Here is a 16,159-nt window from a genome sequence, read left to right as displayed (position 1 = left end):
AAAGGACTTCGAGAGGGCCTTTCTTGTGCTCAGCGAGCAAGAAGGTGTTCAAATGCAGACCTTTGCGTACGTCTTGAAATGTCCTTGCCGTCAACAATGCACGGATCGCCGATGCCTTTCAGCAAAATCAGCCTCAACCCGCCGGCCACATTCTTTTTATCAAGAACGAAGGCCCGAATGACCTCGTCTGCATCGATGTTCGCCAGTGTCGGGAGTTTTCCGACACGATGCACAACACCGTACAACAAGTTTACTTCAGCATTTGATAACAAATCAAGACTTTTTGACAGCTCGGCAGCGTATAAAATGCCGTAGCCGACAGCCTCGCCGTGGCGAAAATAGCGATAATTCGTAACCTTTTCGAGTGCGTGGGCGAGCGTGTGGCCAAAATTAAGCACCATACGCGAACGACCGTCACGGCGTTCGGGCGCCTCGCGTTCGTCACCTCGCACGATCTTCGCTTTGAACGCGATGTTGCCTGCGATCAGTTCTTCGAGCAGCAAGTCATCGTGCGTTTCAAGGTAAAGTTCGGTCTTATCCATCAGCTCGGTACCACTGATAGCGGCGTGTTTGACCATTTCGCAAAGGCCTGCGGTCATCTCTCGGCGCGGAAGCGTTGAAAGCACTGCCGGTACAATTAGAACGCCCGAAGGTTGGTGAAAGGCTCCGATGGTATTCTTGCCGAATTTGCTGTTTACGCCTGTCTTGCCGCCGACAGACGAATCGACCATCGCAAGAAGCGACGTCGGCACCTGCAGAAAGCGGATGCCGCGTTGATAAATGCTCGCGGCAAAGCCCGCGAGGTCACCTACCACGCCGCCGCCGAGAGCGACAACGGCATCACTCCGGGTAAGTTCGGCAGTTCCGAGCGCGTCGAGCGTCTTTGTCAGCGAAGATATGCTTTTTGCTCTTTCGCCCGGCCTCACGATGTGCTGCGACACCGAAAAACCTTGCGCCTGCAATGCCGATTCAACCGTCCGGGCGTACAGCTTGCTTACGTTAGCATCAGAAACGAGACAGATCTTTGAAGAACTCTTACCAAGGCATTTGCGTGCCCAATGCCCGCACGCGTCAAGGCCTTTACCGAAGGCCGCGTCGTACGAACTTTCGTTTCCGGACGTGTTGATACGGATCGACAAAGACATCTAACCAAGCACCGATTCGATCACCTCTACGAGCCGCGCGGCCTGCTCCTCGATCAAAGACTGGTCTTCGCCCTCGATCATAACGCGAGCGACATTCTCTGTCCCCGAGTAGCGCAGCAGCAAGCGGCCGCTGCCTGCCGCCTTGATCTCGCTCTCGATCTGCTTTGCTAAAGATGCGATCTCGGTCACATTCTCAAAAGGTATCTTCTCGCGCACGGCAGCTTTCTTAAGCGTCTGCGGATACCGCGTAAAGCCCTTTGCTGCCTCAGCCAGCGAGCCTCCGAAGCTTTCTGCCGCCTTCAGCAGCAGAAGTGCGGTCGCCATACCGTCGCCGACAAGGCTTAGCTGCGGGAATATCACATGACCGGACTGTTCGCCGCCGATCTCCGAGCCGCTGTTCAAAAGTTCCTCAAGAACGAATTTGTCGCCCACGGAAGTGCGTTCGAGCGCTATTCCCTCACCGGAAAGGGCCAGTTCGAGGCCGACATTGCTCATCACGGTTGCCACGACCTTGCCGTTCTTAAGGTCGCCGCGTTGTTTCAACTGACGCCCAATGATCCAAAGGGTCGAATCACCATCGATCAGTTCGCCGTTCTCATCGACAAATAACGCTCGGTCGGCATCACCATCAAAGGCGATACCGAGATCTGCATTACGCGAAGCAACTTCCCGCCGGAGTTCGTGGATATGTGTCGAACCGCAGTCTTCATTGATGTTGCGGCCCGTCGGTTCGCAATGAAGATCGATCGTTTCTGCACCAAGTCCGGCAAACAATTCCGGTGCCAGTGTTGAGGCCGCTCCGTTCGCACAATCAAGCACGATCCGCCTGCCCTTGAGCGACAATCCGTCGGCGATCTTAACCAAGTGATCGAGATACGCATCTCGAAACTCCGACCAGCGTTCGGACGGAAGGGCATGAGTTACCATGAACTCTTCTTCGCCCGTCGCCTCAAAGACCTCCGCTTCGATCATGCGTTCGGTCATTTCATCAAGCTTCCTGCCCGACGGCTGAAAGATCTTGATACCATTGTCGCGAAACGGGTTGTGCGACGCACTGATAACGACGCCCGCATCATAACCGAATCTCTGCGTCAAGAATGCCACTCCGGGCGTCGTGATAACGGCCGCCGATTCGCAGACCGCACCTTCACTTTCCGCACCCGAATGAAACGCCGCCTCGAGCCTCGCTCCCGATTCGCGCGTATCACGGCCCGTAACAAACTTCGGGGCGCGGCCTAAATTTTCGCGAAATTGCCTCGCCACGGCCGCTCCGATAAGGCAAACCGTATGATCATCAAGCGGGAATTCACCCGCTATGCCGCGTATTCCGTCCGTTCCAAATAGTTGATCCATAAGGATATACTGCACCACACGCTCGATGCGAAAGCCTAGTTATACATTATCCTGGCAGTGACTTCCAATTAAATTAAACATAAGCATTGTAAATATATCCGATAAATAATTCGAAATCTATTGACAACCGCATACACAATGGGCGAATCTTATAACTGCGGCCGCAAGCTTTCAGAGAAGTTACTATCACGCGGCACCTCTCTCCAAATGACAGTTATGAAAATTTTAGCGGTCTTTGGCCTTTTGCTCCTTACTGCATCGTCAGCTTTTGCTCAACTTGGCAACGAGTCGCCTCGAGTGGTCGTAACATCGACGCTGCCGCAAGCCATACCGCAATCTAAACCGATCGCCACGCCGACGCCGATCGTAGCCTCTCAACAAAAGCAGAGCATTTATCCGCAGACTGTCGCGGGGAGTAACCTGAATCAAAAAGGCCTGAGCTTTGCACAGATCAAGTCAAAGATCGCTGAAGCCAAGCGTTTTATGCAGACGCGGCCGATCGCTACCGCTTCGGTCGAGTCGGAAACGCCCAACAGTCTTGTCCGCATTGCATTTTACGATGAGCGCGAACGGACCATCGACTATCTTGTATTAAGCAAGAACGATTTCCTGACGCCGTTGACCCCGGTCTTGGGCATCACTTTGAACGGAAAACAGGTAACCAAGCAAACCATCAGGGCGAACGGCGTTAATACGCCCATCACGATCACAGATTCTAACGGCATCCGCCATTTGCCGCTGATGATCCAGTATCCCGTCGAAAAGAACGGAAGGTTTATCGAAACTGCATATTATATGTCAACTCATCCGGGTATCATCACCTCGGAAGTGGTCAACGCCGGGCGTTTTTATGTCCGCAATACCATCGACATCGCTCGCGAACAGCTTCGCAGCAAAGGCTACTCGATAGAACCTAAGGTTGCCGATTTTGCCGAGCGGCTGTCAACGGTCGAGCACGTCGATCATTTGAGGTTCCGCACTGAGCCGCACGCGAATATCTTTAACGACATCTTTACGCTTTACGCTCTAAATGAGGGTCAGACATACCGTTATTCGGTAAGTTCGGCGGGTGCCGGCGGAATGGTGCAAATGATACCGGCGACGTATCGTATGATCCGCGCCAGATTTCCGAATGCCGCATTGATGCCGGACTTCGTCGAGGGAATGCGCAACCACGTCAATGCTACGCAAGCGATGCTGCTTTATATGCAGATGACGTGGAACGACCTGTCATCGAACGCAACGGTGCAAAACGCCCTTGCAACCGGCATCGCGCGCCAAGAACATCTGATGGCGGCGGGTTATAACTCAAATCCGGCTCGTCTGCCCGGCTATATTAACCGCGGCGGTGCTGATTGGGAAACACTGATCCCGCGTGAGACAAAGATCTATCTGCAGATATGGGATTCATTGGAGAGCCTTGTGCCGCTGAGTCCGCGCAAGAAATAATTCATTCGTCGGCAACGTGAGCCTGTATCGGGTCACTCGCTCCCAAATTCGATACTTCGGCAGCGATATCGGCCGCAGTTCGATCGACGAGGCTCGCACCTTCAAAAAACTCATTGTTCGTGATCTCGAACAAGGCGAATGGCGGCGGCTCTATCGCCGCGGCATCGGCCTCGGATAACGAATCAACGATCGCAATGCACAGGCCGTGCGGTTCGCCGAGGTAAATGTCGAAGTACCAGTTGCGTCCGTCAACCTCGTGAAAATAGCGGTTCTTGCGTATCTCTCGCCCGCCGAACCTATCAAATAAAGATAACTCCGGTTCATTCAGATGCAGTTCGGCAGTATTGATGATCCGGCAGCCGGTGTCCGCATTCGATGATACGAGCTGCAGGACGTGCGCTATCGAATTCGCCTGCGGGTCGCGTATTCGACGTGAACGAAGGCGCGTGTTGATAAAATAATTGTCAAAGATCTGTAAATGGCTGCTTGCCCTTGTCAACGGATCGGGCAGCCCTTCGGCCAAGAAACTTCTTCTGAATGTTGTGACGCTTGTCTTACTCATTTTTTGAAGTTTATTATACTCATTGAACACATTTTCTGAGAGAAATATTATGAAAGCAGTTACTTTTTGTTCGGTCATTTTCCTGACGGTTACTTTTGTCGCATCCTGCGGAGGCGGGCCTGCGGGCAACGTGCCGGCAAACAACTCCAACTCCGGCGTCTCATCAACAAGTCAAAACGCCAATGCAGTAACCGTCATAACGCCGACACCCGATCCGTCCAATAACGATGCGCCGACGCTTACACCGGTGTACAAAGCATTTTGCGAAGCTCTGAAAAAGAAGGATGAAGCGGCGGTCCGCAAGGTTTACAGCTCCGATACACTCAAGAACTTTGACGAGCAGATGAAAGCCGAGAATATCAAGAGCCTGCTAAAGTTCCTTGAGGATGATATTCCGACCGGCGAATGCACCGTAAAGAACGAGGTGATCAACGGTGATTCGGCAGTCGCAAAGCTTGTAAGTTCGCTCTATCCGAACGGTTTTGCGATCGTCTTTGTAAAAGAAGGCGGCGAGTGGAAGATGACGAATCGCAGCCCGACGCTCGATACCGTAAAGAGCGATAAGACCGCACCGGCCAACGCCGCAAAATAGCGTTTCAGGCAACCTATCGTTACGAGGTCAAGAGCTGCCTGCACCGGCCGCAGGCAGCCTTTTACGTTCATATTTGCGTTGAGCCGATCTAAGAATACTGCAGGACTTTATAGTTTCGAGCTAATCCTATATCCTTATTCCGATGTCCTATCAGGTGATAGCCCGCAAGTGGAGGCCGCAGACCTTTGAAGAGGTAACGGGCCAGGAGGTCGTTACGCAAACGCTGCGTAACGCACTCGAACACGATCGGCTCCACCATGCCTATGTGTTCTCGGGTTCGCGCGGTGTCGGGAAGACGACGACAGCCCGCATCCTTGCAAAGGCTGTCAACTGCCATAAGACCGACAAGCCGAACCTTACGCCCTGCTCGACGCTTGCAGACGATGCGTGTGCGTCGTGCATCGAGATCTCAGAAGGCCGTTCGCTCGACGTGCTTGAGATCGATGCGGCTTCGCATACCGGCATCGGCGAGGTTCGCGAGACGATACTCGAAAGCATCAACTTCAAACCGGCACGCGACCGCTACAAGGTCTTTATCATCGACGAGGTGCATCAGCTATCGAAGCCCGCGTTCAACGCGCTTTTGAAAACGCTGGAAGAACCGCCGGACACGGTCATCTTCGTGCTTGCGACGACCGAACTGCACAAAGTGCCCGAAACGATCCTTTCGCGGTGTCAGGAGTTCGATTTTCGAACGATCGCCTCGTCAAAGATATTCGACCGGCTGAGGCTGATCGCTGATTCTGAAAATATCGATGTTACCGACGATGCACTTCGCGAGATCGCCCGTTCAGGCGAAGGTTCGATGCGCGATGCGCAGAGCAACTTCGATCAAGTTATCAGCTTTTCGGGCGAAAAGATCACTTCGGACGATGTAACCAGGGCTTTGGGCCTCGCAAGCTCCGATACCTTGGCGACGGTGATCCGTGCGATCGCGGATAAAGATTCCGGAGCAATTCTCAACGTGGTGGACGATCTGATGACACGCGGCCACGACCTGCGCAACTTCTGCCGCGACCTACTCGGCACACTTCGTGACCTTCTGGTCTTTAAGGTCGCCGGAGCTTCTGAAAAGCTGATGGAAGGCTCAGTTGCCGACAGCTCTATATTGGAAGCCTTGAGTTCCCCGTTCACAGAGGCTGACCTTTTACGTTTCTTCAATTCCCTTGCAGAAACCGAGACCAAACTCCGCGAGGCCGCTCACGCGCGGCACACACTCGAGATCGGCCTCGTAAAGCTGATCGAGATGCGGCGTGTAAAGCCGCTGGAAGCGATAATCGAACGCCTTACGCGACTCGAAGGCTCTGCTCCGGCGGCCTCGGCGGAAAAAAAAACTTTAATTGAGAACGAACCGGCCGTTATTGGGGCCGCGAACCCGTCGAAAGCGGGCGCATCGAAAGGCCGCGGCGATCACGAGGAGACTAAACCCGAACGGCCCCAGCCCGTAATTGAGCCGCCTGCACCGATCGAACCTGACACCCGACAGGCCGCATCGTACGCACCGATCCGCTCGCCTCGGTTAGCGCGCCTTTCAAGCGAAGAATTGGCTCATACACCGGATGACAAACTCGATGATGCGTACGACGAAGCACTCGCCGCCGAAGGCGAACCCCTGAAACCGATCAACGGAGCTTCGGCGATGATAAGCGAATGGTTCAAAGATATCGTACAAGCACGGCCGATGACAGTTTCAGGAGGTGCTGCGGCCGCTCCCGCACGCGACCTGTCCCATTTGCTGCCCGATAGGCCAAAAGATGAACCTGTTGAACTGCCGACGCTTGGCCCTGACGCGACGACGGAGGAATTGATCGCGTACGCCGACGCACATCCGACGGTAAGGATGATCAAACGAACCTTCCGCGCACGCATCATTGACGCAAAGCGGGTTTGACCGCATCTAAGGCTTTGCGTCGTACACTTTGCGGCAGATATTGGATGCGGCGGCGAGTCGTTATCAGCATTGGACCTATGAGATATGAACTGCGTATTGTTGCGATCGTTGCCGTGTTATTGGCGGCCATTGCGTCAATTCCGGCGCAGCAAAGCACCGGCTGGTCTCAGAATGTCTCGCCGCTGCCTTCGCCGACCGGCTTTGTAAATGACTACGTCGGAGTCATGGATCAAGCGGCCAAACAGCAGTTAGAAACCAAACTCCGTAATTTCCGTGACACGACGAACCCGTCGGTCGAGATCGCGGTCGCCGTCATAAAAACGACGGGCGACAGAGATATTTTTGATTATTCGCTCGCCGTTGCGCGCGGCTGGAAGATCGGCTCAAAGGCAGACGACAACCCGAGTGCGCTGCTTTTTATAGCGATCGACGACCGCAAATACTTTACACAGGTCAGCAAAGACCTCGAAGACGAACTGCCGGACGGCGTTGTCGGAAGCCTTCAGCGGCAATATCTGGTACCGCAGTTCAAACAAGGGAACTATTCAAAAGGCATCAGTGACACGGTCGATGCCTATATTAGAACGATTCAAGCAAAACAGTCGGGTGAACCCGCGCCGTCGGGCACTTCCGGCAGTTCTGAGAATGACGGTGCATGTATCGTCGGCTGCTGTATCGCAGCGTTCATTTTTGGCCTGTTGATGCTGATCCTCTTCCTGTCGCGACGACAAACGCCCCCCGGCGGAGGATCAAGCGGAGGCTGGCGAAGCGGCGGATTCGGCGATGCCGCAGCGGCCTCGATCCCGTGGATAATTGACGCCATCGCGAACAGCAGCAGTTCGGGCAGCTCGTCGTCAGATTGGGGCGGCTCTTCCGGCGGTTCAGATTGGGGCGGCTTTGGCGGCGGCGGAGACTTCGGCGGAGGCGGTGCCGGCGGAGACTGGTAAGGCAAGCAGAAATGGAGTGATCCAATGGAAATGAATCATCACTTTGACGCATTTATTGACGATCTGCGTTCGACCCATGGAACGAACCTGGTTTCGGTGATCCTTTTCGGATCGACCGCCGCCGGCGATTACGTGCCGAAAATGTCCGATCATAACATCCTGATCGCTCTCGACCATATCGGGCCGGAAGATCTTCGTAATGCATACGCCTGCGTGCGGGAATGGACGAGGCTCGGGCACCCTGCACCGGTTTATTTTACAGTTTCTGAGCTTAAGAACGCTGCGGATGTATTTCCGATCGAGTTTCACCAGATGAGCGCTTCGCGCGCGGTCTTGTACGGCCCCGACCTGCTCGATGATCTAAAGATCTCCGATACCTTTCTGCGGCTTCAGACAGAGTATGAGCTTCGCAGCAAACTGCTGAAGCTTCGCCAGCAATACATTCCGGCGTCGCACACGGTTGACGGTTTGAAACGCCTCATGGCGGAGAGCTTATCCAGCTTTGCGGCATTGTTCGGAGCGGCCCTATTGATCAGCGGAAAGACGCCGCCCGCAAAAAAACGCGATATAGTTGCAATGGCCGCTAAAGAATTCACTCTTGACATTGAGCCATTTGAAAAAATTTTCAGCATCCGTAAGAATGTTGATGAACCGAAACTTGACGAGAGCTCGGCAAACGGCCTGTTTGGCGAGTATTTGAAACAGATCGAGCGGGTTATCGCCGCCGTGGATGCTTTAGAAAAATAGTTTAAGGAGAAGTCTATGAAAAGAATACTGATATTGTCGGCACTGCTGATCGCTGCTTTTTCGATGAGCGGATGCAGCTATAACGACCTGACCGCAAAACAGCAGGCAGTAAAGGCCAAATGGTCAAATGTCGAAAGCGCGATGCAGCGTCGCGCCGATCTGATACCGAATCTTATCGAAACCGCAAAAATGTCCGCTGTGAATGAACAGGAGGTTTTCGGGCAGATCTCCGATGCACGTTCGCGGCTTCTGAACGCGCAGCAGGCAGCTCCGCAAGGCCCCGACGGTGATAAGTCGCCGGAACAGAAGCAGGCGATCATCGAGGCGAACAACTCGTTCGGCGGCACGATCGGCAGGCTGCTCAGCTTACAGGAGAATTATCCGCAGCTTCGTTCGAGTGAGGCATTTATGAAGGTTCAGGACGAGCTTTCAGGTACGGAAAACCGCATAAACACCGCACGCATCGATTACAACGATGTGGTGCAGGCGTACAACACGACGCGGAACTCGTTCCCTGCGGTTATCACGGCATGGATCATGGGCTTTAAGGAAGAGCCGTATTTCCAAGCTGACGATAAGGGCAAGACCGTGCCGACCGTCGGCGATGCGAATTCGCTTCGAAAGCCCGAGGGCAATAAGTAGCATTGCCCTCGCGAACGAACGCCGGATGACAAAAGGCTTACCGGTTCGATGCCGGTAAGCCTTTTCCCTTTGAAACTTCGATCTGTCCTAAATCCGGCGCGGATGCGGGGCGTTCAGATCAGGTCGATCCGATCGATAACGCCGACTATCGCCGAGTCGATCGCCGCTCCGGGCTTTCCCGTCGAAGCGGTCGATGCCGACCAGCCTTCTTGCGCGATCAAAACTATGTCGCCCTCACCGGAATCGACCGAGTCAAGAGCGATACATGTGTAATCCATATCCTCACCTTCGGGCGTGATCTGGCGGCAGAGCATCGCGCGCGTACCCTCATAACGCTGATTTTTGTGCGTTGCAACGATGTTTCCGATGACACGGGCTAGAAGCATTTGAAAGATATCTGCACGTCGCAGAACGGTGCTAGCGGTGTTCGCCGTTCCGTACATGCTTGTCGGAGTCAATAATGCCGACGATGGTGCAATCGGTCGGGATCTCATCACGCTTGAACGGGAATGAGGCTTCTTTGCCGCGGCACCAAAAGACGAGTTCGCCGACGCCCGCACCGACCGCATCGAGTGCGATAGTTGGCTTACCCTTTGGCTTCAAGTCGGCGTCAAGCGTTTCGACGATCAAGAGCTTTCGGCCGCTAAGCGCCTCGTTCTTCACTGTCGAAACCAAAGTTCCGATAACTCGTGCTATCTGCATACGAAAAAACTTACGAACGCGCTCGGCTGCCTAGCCGCTGTGGTCGATCTCGTCGATGACGCCGATAATGGCGGAATCGACCGGACAGTCCTTGTTCCCTTCGGCCATACGTGCAGACGAACCGCCGACCACGAGCACCTTTTCATCAAAGCCCGCACCGACCGTATCCACAGAAACGATATAGCCGCTTTGGTCGCTGCCGTCCAGGTTGATCGGCTTTACGATGAGCAGCTTTTTGCCTTGAAGGCGTTCATCCTTTTGAGTGGACACAACCGTGCCCAATATCCGCGCGATTATCATCTGAATGCCTGATGACTACTTTTTGACCACCGGCAGCGTTTCGTCAACGCTCGCGTGCGGACGCGGTATCACGTGCACGCTCACAAGCTCGCCGACACGGCGTGCCGCAGCCGCACCGGCATCTGTCGCCGCCTTGACCGCAGCGACATCGCCGCGGACGATCGCGGTAACAAATCCCGCTCCGATCTTCTCATAGCCGACAAGCTGCACGTTCGCCGCCTTGACCATTGCATCCGAGGCCTCGATCATTGCGACGAGGCCCTTTGTTTCAACCATTCCCAATGCTTCCTGCATCTAGTTAACTCCTAATGTTAGGTTACCGATCCGAACCGTAAGTTTAACTCAAATTGGCCGCCCTGCTCAAAAGCTCGATCAATTGTTCGCGAGTTAGCGATACTCGCTGCCCGTCGTGATCGCTGGCAGAGCGTTCTGCGACATCGCGTTCACAGACGATGCCTTGCTCATGGAGGTAGCCGCACGATTGGCAGCGTGCCTTTTCTGTAAGATAACCGGCCTTTTCCCTGATATTTACAAGTTTCTTTATGGCATCGGCCGGCAGGTCGTTCGCCCCGCCGAGCGTACGAGCCAATATTGCGATCTTTGCCGTGTGTTCGAGGGTTTCAAGCCGATCGAACGCCTGCCATGCGTCAGAGCCGTAGGCTACCGCCCCGTGATTCGCCATGAGCAATGCGTTGTGATTTTCGATAAAAGGCTTCATCTTCTCGGTCAGTTCCCTTGTCGAGGGCGTACCGTAACCGGCCAACGGAACGCAGCCCAGCGTCAGTATGACTTCAGAAAGGATCGGCTGATCGATCGGAAGTCCTGCGACGGCAAAGGCCGTTCCGTACGGCGGATGGGCATGGCATACGGACATAATATCGGGCCGCATCTTGTAAATGAGCAGGTGCATTGCAAGTTCGCTTGATGCACGGCCCTCCGACAAAGCACGGCCCTCCATATCCGTGAGTACAAGGCCGCTTTCGGTCATGCGGCCCTTACATGTCATCGTCGGTGTAGCAAGCACGGTATTCTCATCGAGGCGGATGCTTACGTTGCCGTCGGATGCAACCACGTAGCTGCGATCATACAGCAGTCTGCCGATCTCAATGATGAGTTTTCTGGCTTGTAACTCGTCCATAAACAAAGAAACCACAGATTAACACAGCCCGCAGGCGCGGTGTTAATCGGCGGCTTCTTTAATGCCGATAACGGCGTTTCTAGTTGCCGGTGTGTCCCCGCATTCGCATTTTCGGTGCAGCCGCCGGATCGTGCGGCATTGCCGGCGGCGGCGGAACCGGAGCAATGAACTGAGGATCGTTCAACTGTTCACGCAATGCCTCATTCTCCTGCCGAAGCTGCTCATTCTCCATTCTCAGATCCTTCATCCGATGTCCGCGGCAGCTACGGCCTTCCCAGCGATTTGGTGAAGATGCCGGTGCAGCGCTCATGAACAGCCCGCTCACCGCCATACCGATCGTGAAAGTTATGATGAACGGAATAAAACGCTTTAGAAAACCCATAAAACCCCTCGATGTCTCATTATATCAAATAATGTACTACGTTTGATGCGGAAATTTTGATCCGAGTTTCTTACCGTTCATTTTTTCTTTGATATTCGTATTTTCGCCTTTGCCGCAAGCGGCAGCCTATCCGATTTGCCGACTGACATAAATTGCCGTACAATCACGTTTCAAGTATGAAACAATGATCGCACACCTCAGCGGAAAAATTATCGAGAAAACGACCGATGCCATCGTTGTTGATGTCGCGGGCGTAGGCTATGAGGTGTCGGTGCCGCTTTCGACCTTCTATGAACTTGGCGAGGCAGGCAGCCGTGTTTCGCTTCGCATCCATACTCATGTTCGCGAAGATGCGATAGTGCTGTTCGGCTTTAGTACGGCAAGCGAACGCGATCTTTTCCTGCGGCTCATTTCTGTGCAGGGAGTCGGCCCGAAGCTTGCGATCACGATCCTTTCCGGCGTCAGTGCCGAGGATCTGGCTCATGCTATCAGAACCGACAATTTCGCTCGGCTTACATCGATCCCGGGTGTCGGAAAAAAGACGGCGGAGCGGCTCGTCCTCGAACTTCGCGACAAACTTGCTGAGATTGGCCGCGACGCACGTCCGGCGGCAGGGATTTCGGATACGGAAGGCGGCAAGGCCTTTGACGACGCTCTGTCGGCCCTCGTTAATCTCGGCTATCAACGCACGGCCGCCGAAAAGGCCTTGCAGCAGGCCGTAAAGGGCGGTACGGAGATATCTGTCCAAAAGCTGCTCCGTGCGGCACTTCAACTCCTCGCAAAATAGGCTCTTTATGCTTGAAGTTCTGAGGCATATAAAGGCCGACCTGAGTTCACTCGACAAGCGGGCGAGTTTTGCGCTCGTTTATGCGGCGGTCGGCCTTACTTGTATCACCTATCTCAAAGATCCCGCGTACCTGCGTGCAATTCTCGCGCACACGCCTTTCTCAAATATCGGCGACGCGGCGTTTTATTCGAGAGACAACAATCTTTACGCGCTTATTTGGTGGGTAACTGTCTCTGTAACATTCTATTTCATAGTTCCGGCCTTGTTCGTGCGCTTCATTCAAAAACGAAAGCTCAGTGAGGTCGGTATCGCCGCAAGGGTCGAACCCGGATTCCTCAAGCTGCTCGCAGTGTGTATCGCAATAATGCTGCCACTGATCTTCCTTATGTCGCTGACGGGAGCATTTGCCGCAAAGTATCCGTTTCTGAAGATATACAATGACGCGCCTTATACCGGCACGATCTTGATCGTCTGGGAGGCCGTCTATTTCCTGCAATTCTTCGGCCTCGAATTCTTTTTTCGCGGCTTTCTCGTTCACAGCCTCAAACCGTCTCTAGGGCTTTATTCGATACTTGCAATGACAGTTCCCTACACGATGATCCACTTTCAAAAACCGATGGCCGAGACGTTCGCGGCGGTCTTTGCCGGCCTGTTCCTCGGCTGGATATCGTACAGGAACGGCACAATATGGCTCGGCCTCGTGCTGCATTGCACCGTAGCCTTTTCAATGGATATTTTGGCTCTGTACAACAAAGGGCTATTATTTTAAGGAATATCGATGAACAACATTGCCGCCATCGACATAAGGACCGACGAGCTGTCGGCAGAAGAGTGCCGCTTTGAGGCGAGCCTGCGGCCGGCAAAATTGACCGAATACATCGGCCAGCCGAAGATCAAAGAGAATCTTCGCGTCTTTATGAAGGCTGCATTGAAGCGGCGCGAGGCTCTCGATCATATTCTGCTAACAGGGCCTCCGGGAGTAGGCAAAACAACACTTTCGAATATCGTCGCGAACGAAATGGGTGCATCGCTCAAATCAACATCGGGGCCTGTCATAGAAAAGGCCGGCGACCTTGCCGCGATACTGACGAACCTCGAGGAAGGCGATGTCCTGTTCATCGACGAGATACATCGCTTGAATCCTGCGATCGAAGAGATCCTCTATCCGGCAATGGAGGATTACAGCCTCGACATCTTGATCGGCCAAGGACCGTCTGCACGCTCCGTAAAGCTTGAGCTGCCAAAGTTCACGCTTATCGGGGCAACGACGCGGCCGGGAATGATCACCGCACCGCTTCGCGGGCGTTTCGGCATTGTTTTCCACCTCGATTTCTACGAGGTCGCCGAACTTCAAACGATCTGTGAGCGTTCGGCGGCAATACTGAATGTAAGCGTTGATCGCGAAGGTTCTCACGAGATCGCACGACGCGGCCGCGGCACGCCGCGTATCGTCAACCGCTTGCTCCGCCGTGTGCGCGACTTTGCAGAGGTCGATCACGAAGGCCATATCAGCGGTGAAGTTGCCGGACGATCGCTCGACCGAATGGAAGTTGACTCATACGGGCTGGACGAACGCGACGCAAAGTTCCTTCGAATGATAATCGAGAAATTCGACGGCGGCCCCGTCGGCCTCGGCACGCTGTCGGCGGCGCTGCACGAGGAAAAGGATTCGATCGAAGAGATCATCGAGCCGTATCTGCTCCAGATCGGTTTCATCGACCGAACGCCCCGCGGACGCATTGCTACGCGCCTTGCCTGCGAACACTTCGACATTGTGCTTCCCGAAAAAGCTCCTTCGCTCTTCAATTAGCGTCGCCGGACGGCTCTTCGACGTTTTCGCACCGTTTGCGCGATAATCTTGCATTATGTTGAAAACGCTATTGTTTACCGCCGCTTGTCTTCTTTTCTTACAGCTTGCCGTATCAGCTCAATATCGGTTCGAGGGCTATAACGTCATTGTTGATGCTCCGCGTAACCATACATCTGCAACCTGTGCATTGCGTTATCCGGCGCAATCGACCGCTGTAACGATAACCGACCTTGATCCTTCGACACAGATGAAGATACGGCCGTGCGGCGGCAGCGCCGGTTCGCTTCGGCAAACGAGCGCGTCAACGGCGTTACTGAGCAATGCCGGCGATAAGAAGTGGTGTTTTGAGGGCGAGGACAAGCAGTACAAAGTTTCCTTTCAGGGCGACAGATATTCGGGCCCGATATCGTACACCATACTTGCTTTGTCCGATGAACGGACGCGGGGCTTTTTTAATATACGCGACTTCGGCGCGGCGGGCGACGGTATGACCGATGACACTGCTGCGTTCAAGAGCGCAATGGCGGCCATTGGATCGAACAACGGCGGCACGCTTACCATACCGGACGGCGATTACGTCATAACTTCCGCGGTAACGGTACCTTCCGGCATCATTATCCAAGGCACGAACGGCCTTCATTCGCTCGCGGCAACAAGCAACATTACGCGCAAGAATCCCGCGAGGCTTAGGCTCACACGCTCCGGCACCGCTCTTCTGCGTGTGGGCGAGTGTACCGAGCATGTTACGCTTCGCGACCTCGAACTGTACTCCGACAGCAGCGACGGCACGAGCGGCATCGAGATGATGGGTGCATGGAACACGTCGCAAGGCTTTAATTTCGACCGCGTGTCGTTCTCGAACTTCAATCGCGGCATCCACGCTTACGGATTGCCGCAAACGAACCTCAATTGGCAGATCGACTACATAAAGGTCAATGCCTGTCGTTTTGTGATGAATCGTGATGCCGGCATCTGGGTCAACGCCCGCAATACCGACTGGAAGATCACCGGCTCATTCTTTACTAATCCGAAGAGAGGCCCCGGACAAGCCGCGAACTCGATGCACTTCGAACGCGTCGGCCTTGTGCTGATCGAGGATACTTTTGGCGGCGGCTTCCCCGGTGCACTCGGCGGCACGTTCATCGACATTCTCGACAGCGGGCCGACCACGATCATCGGCTCGCAGACCGAGGCGATGACCAATTCGATCGTATTCAACGAGGTGAACAATCCGCTGGCGGGCGATTACACGTTCCCGATCACCATCGTCAACTCGATCTTCGGCGACCCGATCGTATTCAAAGGCCGTCGTACGCTTGTTTCAACGGGAAGTTATTATCTTGGCAATACCTTTCGCACCGATGACAGACTGCGGGTATATTCAACGGGTGATCGTTTTTGCTACGACGGCTACATCGTGGGATGTCAAAATTACGGAAAGAATAATTTTGATAAGGCTTCGGTGATCTTTATGACCGGCCAGCCGTCCGAAGGTTCGGTAACAGGCCATCCGACCTATTTCGGCTATGACACGAAGATGGGTGCGCCGCTTCAGCTCGCACCCATGCCGGTAAATACGCTCCCGCAAGGCAAGGCGAACGGTTCGCTGGTCTATTGCAGCGACTGCCGCCGCAACACAACGCCTTGCCAAGGCGGCGGAAGCGGAGCTCCCGCAATGGTCATCGGCAATCAATGGAGCTGCTTCTGAGGCA

General features: G+C 54.2%; 19 protein-coding genes. 10 read left to right on the top strand and 9 right to left on the bottom strand.

Annotation, left to right across the window (positions count from 1 at the left end; genetic code table 11):
* Positions 1 to 29: 29 nt before the first annotated feature.
* A complete protein-coding gene (gene aroB, locus HS105_04590) occupies positions 30 to 1,145 on the bottom strand; it encodes a 3-dehydroquinate synthase (protein ID MBE7515878.1) in 1,116 nt (371 codons plus the stop codon).
* On the bottom strand, positions 1,146 to 2,498 hold the full coding sequence (gene glmM / locus HS105_04585; GenBank protein ID MBE7515877.1) for a phosphoglucosamine mutase: 1,353 nt from the start codon (positions 2,496 to 2,498) through the stop codon (positions 1,146 to 1,148).
* A gap of 207 nt (positions 2,499 to 2,705) precedes the next feature.
* Here glmM and HS105_04580 point away from each other — a divergent pair, with 207 nt between their 5' ends.
* Positions 2,706 to 3,947 carry a hypothetical protein gene (locus HS105_04580; protein ID MBE7515876.1) on the top strand — a complete coding sequence of 414 codons (1,242 nt, stop codon included), beginning with the start codon at positions 2,706 to 2,708 and terminating at the stop codon, positions 3,945 to 3,947.
* A gap of 1 nt (position 3,948) precedes the next feature.
* On the opposite strand, the gene HS105_04575 is transcribed toward HS105_04580, so the two are convergent.
* Positions 3,949 to 4,509, bottom strand: a complete 561-nt coding sequence (locus HS105_04575) for a hypothetical protein (GenBank protein ID MBE7515875.1) — start codon at positions 4,507 to 4,509, stop codon at positions 3,949 to 3,951.
* A 49-nt stretch (positions 4,510 to 4,558) separates the two neighbouring features.
* On the opposite strand from HS105_04575, the gene HS105_04570 reads away from it, so the two are divergent.
* From HS105_04570 to HS105_04550, 5 genes are all read left to right on the top strand, one after another.
* Positions 4,559 to 5,101 carry a DUF4878 domain-containing protein gene (locus tag HS105_04570; protein MBE7515874.1) on the top strand — a complete coding sequence of 181 codons (543 nt, stop codon included), beginning with the start codon at positions 4,559 to 4,561 and terminating at the stop codon, positions 5,099 to 5,101.
* A 142-nt stretch (positions 5,102 to 5,243) separates the two neighbouring features.
* The gene (gene dnaX / locus HS105_04565) at positions 5,244 to 6,992 is read left to right on the top strand and encodes a DNA polymerase III subunit gamma/tau (GenBank protein ID MBE7515873.1); all 1,749 of its coding nucleotides are present in this window, start codon (positions 5,244 to 5,246) and stop codon (positions 6,990 to 6,992) included.
* A gap of 77 nt (positions 6,993 to 7,069) precedes the next feature.
* Positions 7,070 to 7,939, top strand: a complete 870-nt coding sequence (locus HS105_04560; protein MBE7515872.1) for a TPM domain-containing protein — start codon at positions 7,070 to 7,072, stop codon at positions 7,937 to 7,939.
* A 24-nt stretch (positions 7,940 to 7,963) separates the two neighbouring features.
* The gene (locus tag HS105_04555) at positions 7,964 to 8,686 is read left to right on the top strand and encodes a hypothetical protein (protein ID MBE7515871.1); all 723 of its coding nucleotides are present in this window, start codon (positions 7,964 to 7,966) and stop codon (positions 8,684 to 8,686) included.
* A 15-nt stretch (positions 8,687 to 8,701) separates the two neighbouring features.
* Positions 8,702 to 9,328, top strand: a complete 627-nt coding sequence (locus tag HS105_04550; protein ID MBE7515870.1) for a LemA family protein — start codon at positions 8,702 to 8,704, stop codon at positions 9,326 to 9,328.
* Positions 9,329 to 9,441: 113 nt separating this feature from the next.
* Here the strand turns inward: HS105_04550 and HS105_04545 are convergent, their stop codons facing one another.
* From HS105_04545 to HS105_04520, 6 genes are all read right to left on the bottom strand, one after another.
* Positions 9,442 to 9,714 carry an ethanolamine utilization protein EutN gene (locus tag HS105_04545; GenBank protein ID MBE7515869.1) on the bottom strand — a complete coding sequence of 91 codons (273 nt, stop codon included), beginning with the start codon at positions 9,712 to 9,714 and terminating at the stop codon, positions 9,442 to 9,444.
* 31 nt (positions 9,715 to 9,745) lie between these two features.
* A complete protein-coding gene (locus HS105_04540; protein ID MBE7515868.1) occupies positions 9,746 to 10,030 on the bottom strand; it encodes a EutN/CcmL family microcompartment protein in 285 nt (94 codons plus the stop codon).
* A 30-nt stretch (positions 10,031 to 10,060) separates the two neighbouring features.
* Positions 10,061 to 10,330, bottom strand: coding sequence for a EutN/CcmL family microcompartment protein (locus tag HS105_04535; protein MBE7515867.1), 270 nt, complete (start codon positions 10,328 to 10,330; stop codon positions 10,061 to 10,063).
* A gap of 15 nt (positions 10,331 to 10,345) precedes the next feature.
* Entirely contained in the window at positions 10,346 to 10,624 is a 279-nt protein-coding gene (gene eutM, locus HS105_04530) for an ethanolamine utilization microcompartment protein EutM (protein ID MBE7515866.1), read from the bottom strand.
* A gap of 43 nt (positions 10,625 to 10,667) precedes the next feature.
* The gene (locus HS105_04525) at positions 10,668 to 11,468 is read right to left on the bottom strand and encodes a class II aldolase/adducin family protein (GenBank protein MBE7515865.1); all 801 of its coding nucleotides are present in this window, start codon (positions 11,466 to 11,468) and stop codon (positions 10,668 to 10,670) included.
* Positions 11,469 to 11,547: 79 nt separating this feature from the next.
* Positions 11,548 to 11,850, bottom strand: coding sequence for a hypothetical protein (locus tag HS105_04520; protein MBE7515864.1), 303 nt, complete (start codon positions 11,848 to 11,850; stop codon positions 11,548 to 11,550).
* Between the two features lie 184 nt (positions 11,851 to 12,034).
* Here HS105_04520 and ruvA point away from each other — a divergent pair, with 184 nt between their 5' ends.
* Genes ruvA through HS105_04500 form a run of 4 tightly spaced genes read left to right on the top strand, consistent with a single transcriptional unit; the run spans position 12,035 to position 16,155 of the window.
* Positions 12,035 to 12,637, top strand: a complete 603-nt coding sequence (gene ruvA / locus HS105_04515; protein ID MBE7515863.1) for a Holliday junction branch migration protein RuvA — start codon at positions 12,035 to 12,037, stop codon at positions 12,635 to 12,637.
* A gap of 7 nt (positions 12,638 to 12,644) precedes the next feature.
* Positions 12,645 to 13,406: a CPBP family intramembrane metalloprotease gene (locus HS105_04510; protein MBE7515862.1), complete on the top strand. Its 762-nt coding sequence runs from the start codon at positions 12,645 to 12,647 to the stop codon at positions 13,404 to 13,406.
* Positions 13,407 to 13,415: 9 nt separating this feature from the next.
* Entirely contained in the window at positions 13,416 to 14,447 is a 1,032-nt protein-coding gene (gene ruvB / locus HS105_04505) for a Holliday junction branch migration DNA helicase RuvB (GenBank protein ID MBE7515861.1), read from the top strand.
* A gap of 55 nt (positions 14,448 to 14,502) precedes the next feature.
* A complete protein-coding gene (locus tag HS105_04500) occupies positions 14,503 to 16,155 on the top strand; it encodes a hypothetical protein (protein ID MBE7515860.1) in 1,653 nt (550 codons plus the stop codon).
* Positions 16,156 to 16,159: the final 4 nt, after the last annotated feature.

Origin of the sequence: Chloracidobacterium sp., from assembly GCA_015075585.1 — a bacterium.
Taxonomy (GTDB): domain Bacteria; phylum Acidobacteriota; class Blastocatellia; order Pyrinomonadales; family Pyrinomonadaceae; genus OLB17.
This window is presented reverse-complemented; position numbering and strand designations above follow the sequence as displayed.

Excerpts from the sequence above, each read along its gene's own strand:
- aroB (MBE7515878.1), bottom strand. The coding sequence starts at position 1,145 with ATGTCTTTGTCGATCCGTATCAACACGTCCGGAAACGAAAGTTCGTAC.
- glmM (MBE7515877.1), bottom strand. The coding sequence starts at position 2,498 with ATGGATCAACTATTTGGAACGGACGGAATACGCGGCATAGCGGGTGAA.
- HS105_04580 (MBE7515876.1), top strand. The coding sequence starts at position 2,706 with ATGACAGTTATGAAAATTTTAGCGGTCTTTGGCCTTTTGCTCCTTACT.
- HS105_04575 (MBE7515875.1), bottom strand. The coding sequence starts at position 4,509 with ATGAGTAAGACAAGCGTCACAACATTCAGAAGAAGTTTCTTGGCCGAA.
- HS105_04570 (MBE7515874.1), top strand. The coding sequence starts at position 4,559 with ATGAAAGCAGTTACTTTTTGTTCGGTCATTTTCCTGACGGTTACTTTT.
- dnaX (MBE7515873.1), top strand. The coding sequence starts at position 5,244 with ATGTCCTATCAGGTGATAGCCCGCAAGTGGAGGCCGCAGACCTTTGAA.
- HS105_04560 (MBE7515872.1), top strand. The coding sequence starts at position 7,070 with ATGAGATATGAACTGCGTATTGTTGCGATCGTTGCCGTGTTATTGGCG.
- HS105_04555 (MBE7515871.1), top strand. The coding sequence starts at position 7,964 with ATGGAAATGAATCATCACTTTGACGCATTTATTGACGATCTGCGTTCG.
- HS105_04550 (MBE7515870.1), top strand. The coding sequence starts at position 8,702 with ATGAAAAGAATACTGATATTGTCGGCACTGCTGATCGCTGCTTTTTCG.
- HS105_04545 (MBE7515869.1), bottom strand. The coding sequence starts at position 9,714 with ATGCTTCTAGCCCGTGTCATCGGAAACATCGTTGCAACGCACAAAAAT.
- HS105_04540 (MBE7515868.1), bottom strand. The coding sequence starts at position 10,030 with ATGCAGATAGCACGAGTTATCGGAACTTTGGTTTCGACAGTGAAGAAC.
- HS105_04535 (MBE7515867.1), bottom strand. The coding sequence starts at position 10,330 with ATGATAATCGCGCGGATATTGGGCACGGTTGTGTCCACTCAAAAGGAT.
- eutM (MBE7515866.1), bottom strand. The coding sequence starts at position 10,624 with ATGCAGGAAGCATTGGGAATGGTTGAAACAAAGGGCCTCGTCGCAATG.
- HS105_04525 (MBE7515865.1), bottom strand. The coding sequence starts at position 11,468 with ATGGACGAGTTACAAGCCAGAAAACTCATCATTGAGATCGGCAGACTG.
- HS105_04520 (MBE7515864.1), bottom strand. The coding sequence starts at position 11,850 with ATGGGTTTTCTAAAGCGTTTTATTCCGTTCATCATAACTTTCACGATC.
- ruvA (MBE7515863.1), top strand. The coding sequence starts at position 12,035 with ATGATCGCACACCTCAGCGGAAAAATTATCGAGAAAACGACCGATGCC.
- HS105_04510 (MBE7515862.1), top strand. The coding sequence starts at position 12,645 with ATGCTTGAAGTTCTGAGGCATATAAAGGCCGACCTGAGTTCACTCGAC.
- ruvB (MBE7515861.1), top strand. The coding sequence starts at position 13,416 with ATGAACAACATTGCCGCCATCGACATAAGGACCGACGAGCTGTCGGCA.
- HS105_04500 (MBE7515860.1), top strand. The coding sequence starts at position 14,503 with ATGTTGAAAACGCTATTGTTTACCGCCGCTTGTCTTCTTTTCTTACAG.